The following is a 16,033-nucleotide window of genomic DNA, read 5'->3' as shown; positions in this document are numbered from 1 at the left end:
GACTCTTAATGAGGGCCGTAATTCTACGGCAAACCGTTGTCATCGCCAATGTTTGTTGCTAATTACTCTACACTTCATCCTTCAGACTGCCTGTTTGTAGACTGCACTCACATACCCCAGTCACGTACGGTTTGTTCGCGCCTGGGGGATTCATGCGCTTGCCGCCGCGATGCATCCTGTACGCTTTTGTGTATATATTTCCTGAATAAAGGGGTCCGGAAGCGAAATATTCTCGTTTGCGGGGATAAAAGTGACCTGACGCAATATTTGTCTTTTGTGGCTTACTGATAATGTTGTCACAAATAGTGAGGGTGACTGCATGGATAAACTACTTGAGCGTTTTTTACACTACGTTTCATTGGATACCCAATCGAAAGCGGGTGTGAGACAGGTTCCCAGTACCGAGGGACAGTGGAAGTTATTAAATTTGCTCAAACAGCAGCTCGAAGAGATGGAGCTGGTCAATGTGACGTTAAGTGACAAAGGGACGCTGATGGCAACGTTGCCGGCGAATGTCCCTGGCGATATCCCTGCTATTGGCTTCATTTCCCATGTGGATACCTCACCGGATTTCAGCGGTAAGCACGTAAATCCGCAGATCGTGGAGAACTATCGCGGCGGTGATATCGCGCTGGGCATTGGTGATGAAGTGTTGTCGCCGGTGATGTTCCCGGTGCTGCATCAGTTGCTTGGTCAAACGCTGATCACCACCGACGGCAAAACGCTGCTGGGGGCGGACGACAAAGCGGGTGTGGCGGAAATCATGACCGCGCTGGCGGTACTGAAGCATAAAAATATTCCGCATGGCGATATTCGCGTCGCTTTTACACCGGACGAAGAGGTGGGCAAAGGGGCGAAACACTTTGATGTAGCAGCCTTTGACGCCAAATGGGCCTATACCGTCGACGGCGGCGGCGTGGGTGAACTTGAGTTTGAGAACTTCAATGCCGCTTCGGTGAATATCAAAATCGTCGGCAATAACGTGCATCCGGGGACGGCAAAAGGCGTGATGGTCAACGCATTATCGCTGGCGGCGCGTATTCACGCCGAGGTTCCTGCGGATGAAAGCCCGGAAATGACCGAAGGATATGAGGGCTTCTACCATCTGGCGAGCATGAAAGGCACCGTGGATCGCGCCGATATGCACTACATCATTCGCGACTTCGACCGCAAACAGTTTGAAGCGCGCAAACGTAAGATGATGGAGATTGCCAGGAAGGTCGGGAAGGGGCTGCATCCGGACTGCTATATTGAACTGGTGATTGAAGACAGTTATTACAATATGCGCGAAAAAGTGGTTGAGCATCCGCATGTTCTGGATATCGCACAGCAGGCGATGCGTGACTGCGATATTCAACCAGATATGAAGCCGATTCGCGGCGGTACCGACGGCGCACAGCTCTCTTTCATGGGATTACCGTGCCCGAATCTGTTCACTGGCGGCTACAACTATCATGGCAAGCATGAGTTTGTGACGCTGGAAGGGATGGAAAAAGCGGTGCAGGTGATTGTGCGGATTGCCGAATTAACGGCGAAGCGGTCGTAGCGTGGTTGATGCCAGTTGACGCGACGCTTATCTGGCCTACAGGACATGTGAACCGTAGGCCGGATAAGACGCGTTAGCGCCGCCATCCGGCATCGTTTCAATGTTACCCTTCGAAGAACCAGTACCCGCTGTTAACCAGGGCTGCCAGCATCGCGAGGAACGATGGATCTTCCAGCGCGTCACCAAAGTTCTCTGCAGTCAGCACGATATGACTGGCAAGGGCTTCCAGCGCCGGACGGTGCGGAGAATCAATTCTCTCGCCGTTGGCATAAACGTCATCACCCACACGCAGTACCCGTAACCCCCCCAGACGCACCAGTACATCGCCTTGTTTCAGGGCATCGTAGATTTCATCAGGCTGATATGGCGGCTCTGGCGGCGCAATATCCAGTTCATGACGCGACTGGGAGATAAACTCGCCAAACCACTGTTTAAAATGCTCTGGCTGATTAATCAGATCCAGCATCATAGTGCGTAGTTTGTCCATCTCCTGCGGCAGGACGTCAGCAGGATGCTCACGCGACGGCATGTCCGGGTCGCAGTAATAAGTACTGCCCAGCTCACGTTGCAGGACGTAGTCGGCAAACCCGCTGATCAGTTCACGGGTGTTTGGCGCGCGGAAACCGACGGAATAGTTCATCGCGTTTTCCAGCGCATAGCCTTCATGCGGGAATCCTGGCGGAATGTAGAGAATATCGCCCGGCTCCAGTTCTTCATCAATGATGGCTTCAAAAGGATCGACCTGCAGCAGGTCCGGATGCGGGCAGTGCTGCTTCATCTGCAACTTTTCACCCACGCGCCAGCGACGACGACCGGTTCCCTGAATGATAAACACATCATACTGATCGAGATGGGGACCTACGCCGCCGCCAGGGACCGAGAATGAGATCATCAGATCGTCGATACGCCAGTCAGGCAGGGCGCGGAAGGGGCGCATCAGCGCGGCGGTTGGCTCATGCCAGTGGTTCACCGCCTGCACCAGTAACGACCAGTTATTCTCGCCGAGATGGTCATAGCTTTCGAACGGACCATGGCTTACCTGCCATTTGCCATCCTGATGGCTTACCAGGCGGCTATCGACTTCACTTTCCATCGCCAGCCCTGCCAGTTCGTCAGGGGAGAGGGGATCGATGAAGTTATTAAAGCCGCGTTTTAACACCACTGGGCGCTTTTGCCAGTGACGTTCAAGAAATTCGGGCCAGTTGAGTGTTAATTGGTATTCCATATTGAGCTTCCACAGGCTGGGGCGGGTATCTGTCACCGATTATAACGGATGCTTAACCAGATGCGTGCAGTTGGCTCATATTTATTACATTTTGGTTTAGTCGTCTTTCGGCCCCGGCTGTTGATGTCCAAAAATGACTTCCATACGTGCACCGCCGAGCAGGCTGTCGCTGGCAACGATTTTGCCATCGTATTGCTCGGTAATTTCTCGCGCCACCGCCAGTCCTACGCCTTGCCCCGGACGCATCGTATCCACGCGTTGACCGCGGTCAAAGACCAGATCGCGCTTGCTGAGTGGGATCCCTGGACCGTCATCTTCCACCACGATGTACAGATGATCGTCGGTCTGGCGGGCAGAAATCTCAACAAACTCGAGACAGTACTTGCAGGCATTATCCAGCACGTTGCCCATCACCTCGACAAAATCGTTCTGCTCGCCGACAAAGCTGATTTCCGGTGAGATATCGAGGCTAATGTTCACGCCTTTACGCTGATACACTTTGTTCAGCGCCGAGGTGAGATTATCCAGTAGCGGTGCGACCGGATGCAGTTCGCGGCTTAGCAGGACACCCCCGCCGCGCATACTGGCGCGATGCAGATAGTAGCCGATTTGCTGTGAAATCCGGCTGATCTGTTCGAGCATTACCGGTTCTGCCTCGCTGACGCTCATCTTATCGCTACGCATCGAACGCAACGTACTTTGCAGCACGGCGAGCGGCGTCTTCAGGCTGTGGGTGAGATCGGTCAGCGTGGTGCGGTATTTGTCATAACGTTCGCGCTCGCTTTTCAACAGGCGGTTCAGGTTACGCACCAGGCTGGTCAATTCCCGCGTCGTTGCAGGGTTAAGCTGTTCGCGGTGGTGTTCTTCCAGTTCGCGCACCTCACGAGCCAGTGCCTCAATGGGGCGCAAACTCCACCAGGCCGCCACCCAGAGCAGGGGAATGACCAGCAACAGGTTGGCAGCCAGCACATAAATAAACCAGCTCCAGACCATATACGAGCGTTTAAGCTCAATCGGAATGGTGTCTACCACCACAATCGTCAGTTGCGGCATGCGCGCGGTAGCCGGGTAGACGTTAACCGCCACCGAGTGGGTCATTTCGGCGTCGTCGTCATCTTCCCGAACCTCTTTCAATCGTTCCTGAACGGAGTGATCGTCATTGAGCAGCGAGCTGCTGGCGCTGATGTCGGCTTCTATTTCATGAAAACCATTACTTTTCAGCCAGTCGGGCTGAATCAGTCTGACCAGCCAGGGGACGTTACGCTGGGCCCACAGCAGTTTGCCGTTCTCATCATAGATCAACGACATCGTGGGACTCTGCATGTCGAGGTGCTCGGGAAGTTCGACGTGGATCTTATTACCTTCCCATTTTGCAAGCGTATAAAAGAGATTACTTTCGCCGCGCAGCAGACGAAACGTGGTCTTATCGAAACTCACGCTGTAGCCGACCAGCGCAACCATGCCATAGGCCAGAGAAAGCACCAGCACTACGCCTGCGGTGGCCAGCAGAAAACGCAGGCGCAGTGACAACGGAAAAAGATGACGCAACAGTTTATTCATCAGCGCAATTCAAAAAGATATCCCTGACCCCGCACAGTGGTAATGACTTCATCCGGATACTGCGCCTGTATTTTTTTACGCAGGCGGCCCATCAGCACGTCGATAGTGTGGCTTTCACGTAGCTCGGCGTCCGGATACAGCTGCAACATCAGCGAGTCTTTGCTGACCACTTTGCCATTATTGCGGATCAGCGTTTCCATGATGGTGTACTCAAACGCGGTCAGTTTGATCACTTCATCATTGACCGAGAGTTCGCGGCGCGAGAGATCAACCTGAAAAGGTGGAATAGAGATAATCTGCGAAGCGTGGCCGCTGTTACGGCGCATCAGCGCCTGCATCCGCGCGGCGACTTCCTCAATATGGAACGGCTTGGTGACGTAATCATCTGCACTTGCGCTCAGCACTTCCACTTTGTCCTGCCAGTTTTCACGGGCGGTGAGGACGAGAACCGGGAGAGAAACGTCATTGCTCCGCCAGCGGCGGATCAGTGAAAGTCCATCTTCATCCGGAAGACCCAAATCGACGATAGCGATGTCAGGCAAGTGTTCGTTAAGGTAATAATCGGCCTCTTTGGCATCTTCGGCGTCGTCAACCTGATGTCCGGCATCCTGAAGCTGAACTTTCAGGTGATGACGTAATAACGCATTATCCTCAACAACCAGTACACGCATCATCTTTTCTCACTCTATTTACGGTATGAATAGTTTAACGCTGATTATGTAAGTTGAAACCAGCACAATGAAATTAAATGACTTTTTTATCAGGCCCCGCCCTTGGGAGAATCCCTGGAGCAATGCTGTTGGCATTTGATTATTCCGCAGGCTGACCTGGTCCTGGTTTATGTCACCAATCCACGTAGAATAAACCTCACACACCATGCGAGCATCTTCATGCCCCATCTGGCGGGGCAATGAATGAAGGATTCGCTACGGCTATCAGCATCCAGCCAGCATAAGTATGCCGTGACTGACAGGCATTTCTCTCCCTGATACCTGAAAGTTTAGTACCACGTTTCCCGCCACAGGAAATCGAGTATTTGGAAAAGAAACCTTCTTTAGTATATGAGCCCGATCCGGGGATAAAGACAACGCGACGTTCTTATGCCAGCAACCGTTATGGGCGGAACACACAAATGTTTATTCGTCTGGTTTCTGGATACATGGATCTCACCTTTTTCAGGTCTACATCCTCCCAGGCCAGCGCACATATTTCCCCTGGTCTTATCCCCGTGTGTGCTGCCACTATAATGATGAAGGCAAGTTTGTGGGGAAGTGCCAAGATCAGCGCCTGATACTCATGAAGTAAAAGTGGATCGGGATCTGCTTTAACGAGCTGGAGCCTCGATACCCCCTCATAAGGTGCATGTAATATAAACTGACTTCTGTTCGCAAGCTTCAGCATTTACGATAAAACTGCCATTTGTTTATTTACTGTTGAAGGGGAGCGACCTTTTTTGATGAATTCTGGCATTGCAGGGTTACCCTATATTGCCATGCAGACGGACAGGCATGATGGACAGGACTGTCCGGGGAAATGTACGGTCAGGTTATAGTATTCGCGGTCACTTAATCTTTCTCACAGATAACTGAGGGAGTGAAACTTATCGGGAAACCTCACCTGTATCTCCATGGATTATAGGTCGCGGTGAGGGCGGAAAGCATATAAAAGTGTGCGGACTGCCACTTATCAGCGACAGCCCCGCAGATACTTATCGTTATGTTTTGGCGGATGATTAAAAGAGGAAGGTCACAGAACCATTGACAAATGAATAATCTTTTCCAGTTTTAAACTCCGGTGATACACGATTAAAAGATAAGGTGAAAGCGACCGGAGAATAACCTAAAGTGGCTCCGATGCGATATTCATCAACGGTATGATTAAGGGAGACGGTTTCATTTCGGGTCTGAAGCGTTTTTCCTTGTAATGTATAGTTACGGTCAACTTCCCGACGTTCCATCCCGGCAAATATCTTGTATATTAAACCATCATTTTTTGATGTATGCATTAACCCACGAGTCGCAAGCAGACCATACCCGTTATCTGAGTTCAGGGTTTTGTCATTGCCTATGGCAAGCGTTGCACCGTATCCTACATATTCAAAAAGATTTCCGCTTACCGCGGATATTTCTGGATAAATACCAACATTCGTTCCCAGGATATCCACATCAGGAGTCAGCGATAGCATTCCTTTAACCGTATACCCATAGCGATTTTCGATTTGATCATCCCATGCTTGATATTTTTCAGCATTAATCATTTGATGAGCTTTATTCTGGACTTGTTGACCGCCAGCATCTGGTCCAATCACGCCGACGTCTGTCCCCAGGCGATAGCGAAACCAGCTATTTGCTACAGAATTCCATTCAACACCCGTGTACAGAAAGGCACTAAAAGCTCTGTCTCCGGTTATTGCTGTCGGTAACCGCTTGTTGTCTCCTGATGGTGAGTAAATATCTTGTGCGATATGAAACGATAACTGGCTTGAGTCTGTAACATCATGGCTATAACCCAGGAAGAGACCTTGTGTATAATCATCGCGAGCTTCATCTTTATGACTATAAATTTTGTTAAGCGCAGGCTGAAAGATACCTGCGTCATCATTTGATAATGATAATGCGATGCTATCAGCCTGAACAACAGGTGTCATGAAAAACATTGTGAATAACGCAATGCGGGTTAATGATTTATTCATAAGCAGCCTCCTGAGAATTTCCCTTTTTTAATCGGCCAGGTATTACTTCTTTCATAAATTAACATAAAATAAACACCTTCCTCTCTGCAATAAAATATGGTTAATGTGTTATTTTTTTATCGCTTTATATGGCTTATATGTGGTAAAAGTTTTTTCATGAGAAATGGATATGAACAGTCATGCACTTTTGAAAAACTCTTCCGTATTTATTGCATATATGGGATGTTCTTGATGAAGTTGTGCGTTTTTACGGGTAGTGTATTGCTTTCTTTTTTCTGTAAAACAGAAAGATAAATGAGTGTTATTCCTGTCCTGAAGCGCGGGATATGATGCATGTCATCGACTCTACTGCAATGAATATGTTCATTTTGGTTATGCTTTTTTATGCAAAAAAAACCGCATATTGCTATGCGGTAAACCATTGGGAAGAATATTAAACACATCTGAATTTCGCAAGAACACTGTAATAAATAACGAAGGTTTATTCAATGTGTCATAGGCTAATTATGCTGATCTTTGCATATTATTATCATTTTGTTTCTTTTTTGCGTGATGATAGAGTGTAACATGACTATGAGAACACACTATTTTATCAATCCGTACGGACAAATGGCTATTCTGCAGTGTAGAGCACTTGTACATTGGGCTCCTTTAATGCTTTGCCTTCCAGGACATTCATTGCTGCACTCGATTATTTTCCAGAAGATCTTGTTAAAGGGAGTGACGTTATAAATTGTCAATGGAAAAAATTTCCCGTCAATGTAAATCCCTGAGTCAGTCTGCGAGACACTGGAACCTGGAGGAAGGAAAACATCAGATTCATACCAAATAATAAGCTTTATTTTACACCAGAGGATTGAAAATGAAATTCCACTCGAAGAACAGACAATAGTGTCAACAACTAACCATTCCATATTAGAGACCTTAACATTACTAATGACAATTTTTCATAGATGAAAAGTGTAGTTGTTTTTTGATAACTCATTGAAAAAGATCATTTTTTTTGATTTTGTTTTTGTTCGTGAGTTATTGATTTTATTATTATAACGATCTTTTGTTGAATCTTTTTGTTTCACTTTTTTAATATTTGTATTTCTTTTTTATAAGTCTTTATAAAATTGGTGGTCAAATTATAAACATAGATTTTTTCAGGGTGAGAGGGAATTATTTAATCTGTGATACCCCTATTTGTCATTGTGCATAGTGACATGCCTTATCCTTTTCTTTAGAGATGGTGATACAGCCTGTATGTTGAAGGTCGATTATTATGACTAGTACAAATCATCTTGTACCTGGGAGGCCAGTTATCACGTTAAGTCGTGGTTATGTCTCTCGTGGGCGCTAATGGAAGAAGGCTTTCGCGTAGTGAAAAATAACGGCGTCGGCCTGGTAGTGGTCTCTCTTTCTTATGCGATGAGGTTCATTGGAATAGTGGCGTGGGATGAATGTTTATGTGATAAGATGATTATACAGTAATCCCTATGTTAACTATTTATGGTTCATTAACTATAAGGTTGGCTGGCAATGAATACGCTACTTTTTCGATTAATAATGTTTATATTCATGTTTGGTTCTTTCCCATTACAGGCGGAAGTGCCAGATGACATGAAGCTTGAACGAGTTGTGATAGTAAGTCGCCACGGTGTAAGAGCACCAACAAAGTTCACCCCATTGATGCAGGAAATCACACCTTACCATTGGCCGCAATGGGATGTTCCCCTGGGCTGGTTGACGGCTCGGGGTGGTGAGCTCGTCACCGAAATGGGACGATATCAACAAAAAGTATTAATCGATAACGGCGTTCTGGAAAGTAACGTATGTCCGTCACCAGAACAGGTGGCAGTTATTGCCGATACCGATCAGCGCACTCGTAAAACCGGTGAGGCATTTCTGGCTGGATTTGCGCCGGGATGTAAAAATAAGGTTCATTATCAAAAAGATCACGATAAAAAAGATCCTCTTTTTAATCCAGTAAAAATGGGGGTGTGCGCTTTTAATGTACAAAAAACTCAGGAAGCGATTCTGACACGTGCCGAAGGAAACATTGAACGGTACACTCAGCGTTATGACTCTGCATTCCGTACTCTGGAACAGGTTCTCAATTTCTCCCGGTCAGCAGCATGCCGATCAGCAAGCCAGTCTGGTTGCACGCTACCAGGAACCTTACCTTCAGAACTCAGGGTTTCTGCGGATAACGTTGCATTATCTGGCGCGTGGAGTCTTTCTTCCATGCTGACGGAAATATTTCTATTGCAAGAGGCGCAGGGAATGCCAGAGGTTGCGTGGGGACGAATTCACGGGGAGAAAGAATGGACAGCATTATTAAGTCTGCATAATGCTCAGTTTGACCTTTTGCAAAGAACTCCCGAAGTTGCCCGCAGCAGAGCAACACCATTACTCGATTTGATCAGCGAAGCATTAGTGAGTGATGGGTCAACAGAAAATCATTACGGAATTAAATTACCCGTCTCATTATTGTTTATTGCTGGTCATGATACCAATCTTGCAAATCTCAGTGGGGTATTTGATCTTAACTGGTCTCTACCTGGGCAGCCAGATAATACACCTCCTGGCGGGGAGCTGGTTTTCGAAAGATGGACGCGAGTGAGTGATAACACTGACTGGATTCAAATTTCGTTTGTTTATCAGACTATTCAACAAATGCGTGAGTTTAAACCTTTTTCATCTTCGTCTCTCCCAAACAAGATTGTGCTTACGTTGCCCTCTTGTCAGGATAAAAATCCTGAGGGTATGTGTCCATTAAAGCATTTTATTGACATTGTGCAGACAGCACGTATTCCACAATGTGCAGTGATGGCTGATGTAACCCGTTAAATATAATTCGTAGAGAATAGGGAGATTAAGAACGGTAGTGGCAAACAGGTGAACGTTTAAAAGCGAAGTTTTGGGAATTTCAGGTGCGCATTTTGGGGCAGGATTTGGGAGCAAATCCTTCTCTAATGTCTCGGTATTAATATAATGTTTTGTTTTGATACTGTTTTATGTCTGCGTAGTTTGTGCTGATGATGGTGTTGTGGGGATCAATATTTCGTAAACCGGGGAAGGGACGTGCCGGGGGCGGCGCGAGCCATGCGCGAAAGTCGGCCCGGTGACGTCGTGTCACCGGGCAAGTGATTATTTCAGCTCATCCACCATGGTGATGGCTCGACCAATATAATTGGCCGGAGTCATGGCTTTCAGGCGGGTTTTCTCGTCATCCGGCAGCGGCAGGCTGTCGATGAATTGCTTCATGCCTTCCGCGTCGACACGTTTTCCACGGGTTAACTCTTTCAGCTTTTCGTACGGCTTTTCAATACCGTAACGACGCATCACAGTCTGGATCGGTTCTGCCAGTACTTCCCAGTTATGATCCAGTTCGTCCAGCAGATGGTCGCGGTTCACTTCCAGCTTGCTCACCCCTTTCAACGTGGACTGGTAGGCGATCAGTGCATAGCCGATACCCACACCCAGGTTACGCAGAACGGTGGAGTCCGTCAGATCGCGCTGCCAGCGGGAAACCGGCAGTTTGCTCGCCAGATGTTGCAATACCGCATTAGACAGACCCAGGTTGCCCTCGGAGTTTTCGAAGTCGATTGGGTTCACTTTGTGCGGCATGGTGGAAGAACCAATCTCACCGGCAATGGTTTTCTGTTTGAAGTGGTTCAGCGCGATGTAGCCCCAGACGTCACGATCGAAATCGATCAAAATGGTGTTAAAGCGGGCGATGCAGTCAAACAGTTCGGCAATGTAGTCGTGCGGCTCGATCTGTGTGGTGTACGGGTTCCACTGGATACCCAGCGAGGTGACGAACTCTTCGCTGAACTGATGCCAGTCTACTTCCGGGTAAGCGGCGATGTGGGCGTTATAGTTGCCGACGGCACCGTTGATTTTACCGAGAATTTCCACCTGATTAAGCTGGCGGAACTGACGCTCCATACGATAAGCGACGTTGGCCATCTCTTTACCCAGCGTTGACGGCGTAGCCGGTTGGCCGTGGGTACGGGAGAGCAGGGGAATGTCGCGATACTGTACGGACAGATCTTTGACCGCGTCGATCAGTTGACGCCAGTAAGGCAGCACCACTTCATCGCGGGCGGTTTTCAGCATCAGCGCGTGAGACAGGTTATTGATGTCTTCCGAGGTGCATGCAAAGTGAATGAATTCGGATACTGCATGCAGTTCCGGCACATTCGCCACTTTTTCTTTCAGAAAATACTCAACCGCCTTGACGTCGTGGTTGGTGGTGCGCTCGATAGTTTTAATACGCGCGGCATCTTCTTCATTGAAGTTCGCGACGATAGCGTCGAGGAAACCGATTGCGTCGGCAGCAAAAGCAGGAACTTCCTTGATCGCTGCGTGCGCGGCCAGTTTTTGCAGCCAGCGTACTTCTACCTGTACGCGGTATTTCAGCAAACCGTATTCGCTGAAAATCCCGCGCAGCGCGCTGACTTTATCGCCGTAGCGTCCATCGACAGGGGAAACGGCGGTCAGTGAGGATAATTCCATAGATCACAACTCCGGGGTTAAATGAGCAAGAATTTGTTTTGCCTGAGTGGTCAGGCGATTACGAGAAAACATGAGCTGCAGACGTCCACCGCCAACCTGGTGCCAGAGCACGGCAGCGCGAATGCCGGCCAGAAGCGAGGCGCGAACCTTGGCCTGTACCTGCGGGCTCTGCAATACAGCAGGGGAACCGGTCACCTGAATGCGCGGACCGAGCGGGCTGATGACATCGACATAAATTCCGGCCATCGCGCTCATCAGCGTTTCGGATTGCAGATCAAAGTGATCGAGCTGGCGTTGCAGGCCGTTGATCCGCTCGCCCAGTGTATCCAGAGCACCTTTGGCGGCGGTGAGTTTACGCTCGAGTACCATCAGACTTAGCGTGTAGCGGGTCAATTCCGCGTTCAGCCCCTGACGGCTGCTGGCATTCAGTACGCCGAGCAGGGTTTCCAGGCCGAGACGCAGATTCGCCTCGCTGCCGCCGAACACGCCCAGCGTTGAGCTGGGGTTCATATCGATAACGCTGTTCAGTGAGACGTGGAGCGCATCGGCATCACAATGTCCCTGGTGCGCCAGTTGTTGCACCAGGCGTGCAGACTGGCAGATCCCAGCCAGTGCGAGGGTGATGTCATAATAATTCTTTGCCACGGTCACTGCTTCCTTGTATCAGTCTGTTAAGAATAATTATACCGGCAGGGGCAGTCGCTGCTCGATAATACCGCCACCGAGGCACACTTCGCCGTTATAGAAGACCGCTGACTGGCCCGGCGTGACGGCGGCAACCGGCTCGTCAAACATCACTTCTACGCGTTCGGCGTCCAGCGCTTTGACGGTGCACGGAATATCAGTCTGGCGGTAGCGGGTTTTCACTGTGCAACGCATTGTGCCGGTGAACGGCAGGCGATCAACCCAGTGTAGTTGCTGCGCAATCAGGCCGACGGACATCAGACGCGGATGCTCATGACCCTGAGCGACCACCAGAATGTTGTTCTCAACGTCTTTATCCACCACATACCACGGATCTTCCGTGCCTTCTTTGGTGCCACCGATGCCCAGACCTTTACGCTGACCTAGCGTGTGGTACATCAGCCCCTGATGCTGACCAATCTCTTCGCCGTCCACGGTAATGATTTTACCCGGCTGCGCTGGCAGATAACGGCCCAGAAATTCGCGGAACTTACGTTCGCCGATAAAGCAAATGCCGGTAGAATCTTTTTTCTTCGCGGTAACCAGTCCCAGGTCTTCGGCAATTTTGCGCACCTGCGGTTTTTCCAGTTCGCCGACCGGGAACAGACTTTGTGCGATCTGCTCATGGCCCAGCGTGTAGAGGAAGTAGCTCTGATCTTTATTGCTATCTAAGCCGCGAAGCAGGCGACTTTTGCCGTCGACATCTGCCCGGCGGACATAATGCCCGGTAGCGATATAATCAGCGCCCAGATCTTCTGCAGCGAACTCCAGGAAGGCTTTAAATTTGATCTCTTTATTGCACAGAATATCCGGATTCGGCGTACGGCCAGCTTTGTACTCTTCAAGGAAGAGCTCAAAGACGTTATCCCAGTATTCTGCGGCAAAGTTTACGGTATGCAGTTCAATGCCGAGCTTGTCGCAAACGGCCTGAGCGTCAGCCAGATCGGCGGCCGCTGTGCAATATTCCTCACCGTCGTCCTCTTCCCAGTTCTTCATGAACAGGCCTTCTACCTGATAACCCTGTTGTTGCAACAGCCAGGCGGAAACGGAGGAATCGACACCGCCGGACATGCCGACGATCACTTTTTTTGGGCTTTCTGACATTGGAATACTCACGACATTGAACTTCAAGGCGGCGTATTCTATCACGCACCCCTTTTAGTTGACACCCTCTGTAAACGGCCAGTTAAATGCGCCGATCGTCTCCAGTGGGTAACGCACGCCGTTTTGATAGCAACGAACACTTTCGGCAACCAGCGGAGAACGCAGGTTTGGGGCGGTAAGGATGGTGTCGGCGCTCACCCACCGGCAGCAGTCGATATCGCTGTCATGGGGTTCGGTGTCGCACATATTGGCAAGTTCAATCGAAAACAGGAAACGCAAAAACGGCGTATTGTCCGGCGCAATCCACTGATGCATGCGAATGAAGTGCTGAGGCTGCGCCTGGATGCCGGTCTCTTCCCACAGTTCACGCGTGGCGGCCTGGACTAACGTTTCGTCGGCTTCCAGATGTCCGGCGGGCTGGTTCCACAGCGCTTTACCGTTGATGGTCTCTTCAACAATTAAAAACTTATCCTCTGCATGGACGATGCAGGCGACCGTGACGTGCGGTTTGAACATGATTTATCCTTTCTTTTGATCAGTGACATCCCGCCATTCACCGTTGCTCAGGTTTCCCAGGGTGTAATCACCCATCGCATAGCGGATCAGGCGCAGCGTGGGGAAGCCAACATGCGCGGTCATTCTCCGCACCTGGCGGTTACGTCCTTCATATAAGGTCACTTTCAGCCAGGCGGTGGGGATGCTTTTACGTTCGCGAATCGGCGGATTGCGCGGCCACAGCCACTCAGGTTCCTCGACGATCTCAACTCCTGCGGGCAGGGTAGGACCATCGTTCAGCGTCACGCCATTGCGCAACGCTTCCAGCGCTTCCACTGTCGGTTCGCCTTCCACCTGTACATAGTAAATTTTCCCGGTGCGCTTGCCGGGTTGTGTCAGACGCGCCTGCAATGCGCCGTCATTGGTGAGCACCAGCAACCCTTCGCTGTCTCTGTCGAGACGACCTGCGGCATATACGCCCTGCACAGGAATAAAATCTTTTAACGTGCGGCGTCCGGCCTCGTCGGTAAATTGTGGCAAAACATCGTAAGGTTTATTGAACAAAACCACGCGTTTTGGCTGGTTTTCTTTCCGGGGCTTAGTGACTTGTCGTTGGCTGAATCGCTCAACCCGGTGATTTCTAAAAGAAGTTTTTTGCATGGTATTTTCAGATCTTATCAATTGCCGCATTATAGCCTAATAACGAGTGTCTTTCATGGCAGCGAACATTAGGGTAGTATTGACATGCTCATTACAAAACATTAACAAAAAATTGCTCTAACGCAGTCGTGCAGCAGGACGCAAAGGCACATGCAGCGCGATGACAGACGAGCAAACCAGAAGCGCTCGAAGGAGAGGTGAATGGAAAGCAAAGTAGTTGTTCCGGCGGAAGGTAAGAAGATCACCCTGCAAAACGGCAAACTCAACGTTCCTGAGAATCCGATTATCCCGTTTATCGAAGGCGACGGTATCGGTGTTGACGTAACCCCTGCCATGCTGAAAGTGGTCGATGCCGCTGTCGAGAAAGCCTATAAAGGCGAGCGTAAAATCTCCTGGATGGAAATTTACACCGGTGAGAAATCTACCCAGGTATACGGCCAGGACGTCTGGCTGCCAGCTGAAACCCTGGATCTGATTCGTGACTACCGCGTGGCGATTAAAGGCCCGCTGACTACCCCAGTCGGTGGCGGTATTCGCTCTCTGAACGTTGCGCTGCGTCAGGAACTTGACCTGTACGTCTGCCTGCGTCCTGTTCGTTACTATCAGGGCACTCCAAGCCCGGTTAAACATCCGGAACTGACCGACATGGTTATCTTCCGTGAAAACTCAGAAGACATTTACGCCGGTATTGAGTGGAAAGCGGATTCTGCAGATGCGGAAAAAGTGATCAAATTCCTGCGTGAAGAGATGGGCGTGAAGAAAATTCGCTTCCCTGAACACTGCGGTATCGGTATCAAACCATGCTCCGAAGAAGGGACCAAGCGTCTGGTTCGCGCGGCGATCGAATATGCAATCACTAACGACCGTGACTCTCTGACCCTAGTGCATAAAGGCAACATCATGAAGTTCACCGAAGGCGCGTTCAAAGACTGGGGTTACCAGTTAGCGCGTGACGAATTCGGCGCTGAACTGATCGATGGCGGCCCGTGGATGAAAATCAAGAATCCAAATACCGGCAAAGAGATCGTGGTCAAAGATGTGATCGCTGATGCGTTCCTGCAACAGATCCTGCTGCGCCCGGCGGAATACGATGTGATTGCCTGTATGAACCTGAACGGTGACTACATTTCTGACGCCCTGGCAGCACAGGTAGGTGGTATTGGTATCGCCCCTGGCGCTAACATCGGTGACGAGTGTGCGCTGTTTGAAGCAACGCACGGTACGGCGCCGAAATACGCCGGCCAGGACAAAGTGAACCCGGGCTCTATCATCCTGTCCGCTGAGATGATGTTACGCCACATGCAGTGGTTCGAAGCCGCAGACCTGATTGTTAAAGGTATGGAAGGCGCGATTGCCGCGAAGACCGTGACCTATGACTTCGAACGTCTGATGGAAGGCGCTAAACTGCTGAAATGTTCAGAGTTTGGTGACGCGATCATCGCGAATATGTAATAGCGATAATTGTTAAATCTATTAACGGGAGCGTAACGCTCCCGTTGTTTTTTGTTAGTCTGCTAACGGTTATCAAAATTTTATCAAAACTAGTTATCAAAACCCCTGG

13 protein-coding genes are annotated in these 16,033 nt (G+C 49.7%); 3 read left to right on the top strand and 10 right to left on the bottom strand.

Going from position 1 to position 16,033, the window contains the following annotated elements; genetic code table 11:
- Window positions 1-319: 319 nt before the first annotated feature.
- Window positions 320-1,546 (top strand): peptidase T, encoded by a 1,227-nt coding sequence (pepT, locus tag OGW13_RS21860; protein ID WP_043000954.1) that lies wholly within the window; start codon window positions 320-322, stop codon window positions 1,544-1,546.
- 103 nt (window positions 1,547-1,649) lie between these two features.
- Here pepT and roxA read toward each other — a convergent pair whose 3' ends face one another.
- The 5 genes from roxA to iraM form a co-directional block, all read right to left on the bottom strand.
- The gene (gene roxA, locus OGW13_RS21855; protein ID WP_058587938.1) at window positions 1,650-2,771 is read right to left on the bottom strand and encodes a [50S ribosomal protein L16]-arginine 3-hydroxylase; all 1,122 of its coding nucleotides are present in this window, start codon (window positions 2,769-2,771) and stop codon (window positions 1,650-1,652) included.
- A gap of 96 nt (window positions 2,772-2,867) precedes the next feature.
- Window positions 2,868-4,331 carry a two-component system sensor histidine kinase PhoQ gene (gene phoQ / locus OGW13_RS21850; RefSeq protein WP_043000952.1) on the bottom strand — a complete coding sequence of 488 codons (1,464 nt, stop codon included), beginning with the start codon at window positions 4,329-4,331 and terminating at the stop codon, window positions 2,868-2,870.
- A complete protein-coding gene (gene phoP / locus OGW13_RS21845; protein ID WP_287116501.1) occupies window positions 4,331-5,002 on the bottom strand; it encodes a two-component system response regulator PhoP in 672 nt (223 codons plus the stop codon). The genes phoQ and phoP overlap by 1 nt, the downstream gene beginning before the upstream one ends.
- 1,061 nt (window positions 5,003-6,063) lie before the next feature.
- Complete coding sequence (locus OGW13_RS21840) at window positions 6,064-6,987, bottom strand: lipid A deacylase LpxR family protein (protein WP_235188502.1); 924 nt, start codon at window positions 6,985-6,987, stop codon at window positions 6,064-6,066.
- 620 nt (window positions 6,988-7,607) lie between these two features.
- Window positions 7,608-7,937, bottom strand: coding sequence for an anti-adapter protein IraM (gene iraM / locus OGW13_RS21835; protein ID WP_072185388.1), 330 nt, complete (start codon window positions 7,935-7,937; stop codon window positions 7,608-7,610).
- A gap of 610 nt (window positions 7,938-8,547) precedes the next feature.
- Here iraM and OGW13_RS21830 point away from each other — a divergent pair.
- Window positions 8,548-9,858: an AppA family phytase/histidine-type acid phosphatase gene (locus OGW13_RS21830; RefSeq protein ID WP_222168063.1), complete on the top strand. Its 1,311-nt coding sequence runs from the start codon at window positions 8,548-8,550 to the stop codon at window positions 9,856-9,858.
- A gap of 300 nt (window positions 9,859-10,158) precedes the next feature.
- Here the strand turns inward: OGW13_RS21830 and purB are convergent, their stop codons facing one another.
- From purB to rluE, 5 genes are read right to left on the bottom strand one after another with little or no spacing between them, the layout of a single operon-like run.
- Complete coding sequence (gene purB / locus OGW13_RS21825) at window positions 10,159-11,529, bottom strand: adenylosuccinate lyase (protein WP_043000947.1); 1,371 nt, start codon at window positions 11,527-11,529, stop codon at window positions 10,159-10,161.
- A 3-nt stretch (window positions 11,530-11,532) separates the two neighbouring features.
- Window positions 11,533-12,174 (bottom strand): high frequency lysogenization protein HflD, encoded by a 642-nt coding sequence (hflD, locus tag OGW13_RS21820; protein ID WP_042320078.1) that lies wholly within the window; start codon window positions 12,172-12,174, stop codon window positions 11,533-11,535.
- A 36-nt stretch (window positions 12,175-12,210) separates the two neighbouring features.
- Window positions 12,211-13,317 (bottom strand): tRNA 2-thiouridine(34) synthase MnmA, encoded by a 1,107-nt coding sequence (gene mnmA / locus OGW13_RS21815; RefSeq protein WP_044254911.1) that lies wholly within the window; start codon window positions 13,315-13,317, stop codon window positions 12,211-12,213.
- 54 nt (window positions 13,318-13,371) lie between these two features.
- The gene (locus tag OGW13_RS21810; protein ID WP_044265517.1) at window positions 13,372-13,833 is read right to left on the bottom strand and encodes an NUDIX hydrolase; all 462 of its coding nucleotides are present in this window, start codon (window positions 13,831-13,833) and stop codon (window positions 13,372-13,374) included.
- Window positions 13,834-13,836: 3 nt separating this feature from the next.
- The gene (rluE, locus tag OGW13_RS21805; protein WP_061070223.1) at window positions 13,837-14,502 is read right to left on the bottom strand and encodes a 23S rRNA pseudouridine(2457) synthase RluE; all 666 of its coding nucleotides are present in this window, start codon (window positions 14,500-14,502) and stop codon (window positions 13,837-13,839) included.
- 171 nt (window positions 14,503-14,673) lie between these two features.
- Here rluE and icd point away from each other — a divergent pair, with 171 nt between their 5' ends.
- Window positions 14,674-15,924, top strand: coding sequence for an NADP-dependent isocitrate dehydrogenase (icd, locus tag OGW13_RS21800; protein ID WP_043000943.1), 1,251 nt, complete (start codon window positions 14,674-14,676; stop codon window positions 15,922-15,924).
- Window positions 15,925-16,033: the final 109 nt, after the last annotated feature.

This window comes from Citrobacter sp. Ca225, assembly GCF_030337175.1.
In the GTDB taxonomy this organism is placed as follows: domain Bacteria; phylum Pseudomonadota; class Gammaproteobacteria; order Enterobacterales; family Enterobacteriaceae; genus Citrobacter_A; species Citrobacter_A amalonaticus.
The sequence above is the reverse complement of the archived record's forward strand: the minus strand, read 5'-3'. Positions and strand labels throughout refer to the sequence as shown.

Bases quoted from the DNA above. Each gene is read 5' to 3' on its own strand.
- pepT (WP_043000954.1), top strand. From the start codon at position 320: ATGGATAAACTACTTGAGCGTTTTTTACACTACGTTTCATTGGATACC.
- roxA (WP_058587938.1), bottom strand. From the start codon at position 2,771: ATGGAATACCAATTAACACTCAACTGGCCCGAATTTCTTGAACGTCAC.
- phoQ (WP_043000952.1), bottom strand. From the start codon at position 4,331: ATGAATAAACTGTTGCGTCATCTTTTTCCGTTGTCACTGCGCCTGCGT.
- phoP (WP_287116501.1), bottom strand. From the start codon at position 5,002: ATGCGTGTACTGGTTGTTGAGGATAATGCGTTATTACGTCATCACCTG.
- OGW13_RS21840 (WP_235188502.1), bottom strand. From the start codon at position 6,987: ATGTTTTTCATGACACCTGTTGTTCAGGCTGATAGCATCGCATTATCA.
- iraM (WP_072185388.1), bottom strand. From the start codon at position 7,937: ATGGAATGGTTAGTTGTTGACACTATTGTCTGTTCTTCGAGTGGAATT.
- OGW13_RS21830 (WP_222168063.1), top strand. From the start codon at position 8,548: ATGAATACGCTACTTTTTCGATTAATAATGTTTATATTCATGTTTGGT.
- purB (WP_043000947.1), bottom strand. From the start codon at position 11,529: ATGGAATTATCCTCACTGACCGCCGTTTCCCCTGTCGATGGACGCTAC.
- mnmA (WP_044254911.1), bottom strand. From the start codon at position 13,317: ATGTCAGAAAGCCCAAAAAAAGTGATCGTCGGCATGTCCGGCGGTGTC.
- OGW13_RS21810 (WP_044265517.1), bottom strand. From the start codon at position 13,833: ATGTTCAAACCGCACGTCACGGTCGCCTGCATCGTCCATGCAGAGGAT.
- rluE (WP_061070223.1), bottom strand. From the start codon at position 14,502: ATGCGGCAATTGATAAGATCTGAAAATACCATGCAAAAAACTTCTTTT.
- icd (WP_043000943.1), top strand. From the start codon at position 14,674: ATGGAAAGCAAAGTAGTTGTTCCGGCGGAAGGTAAGAAGATCACCCTG.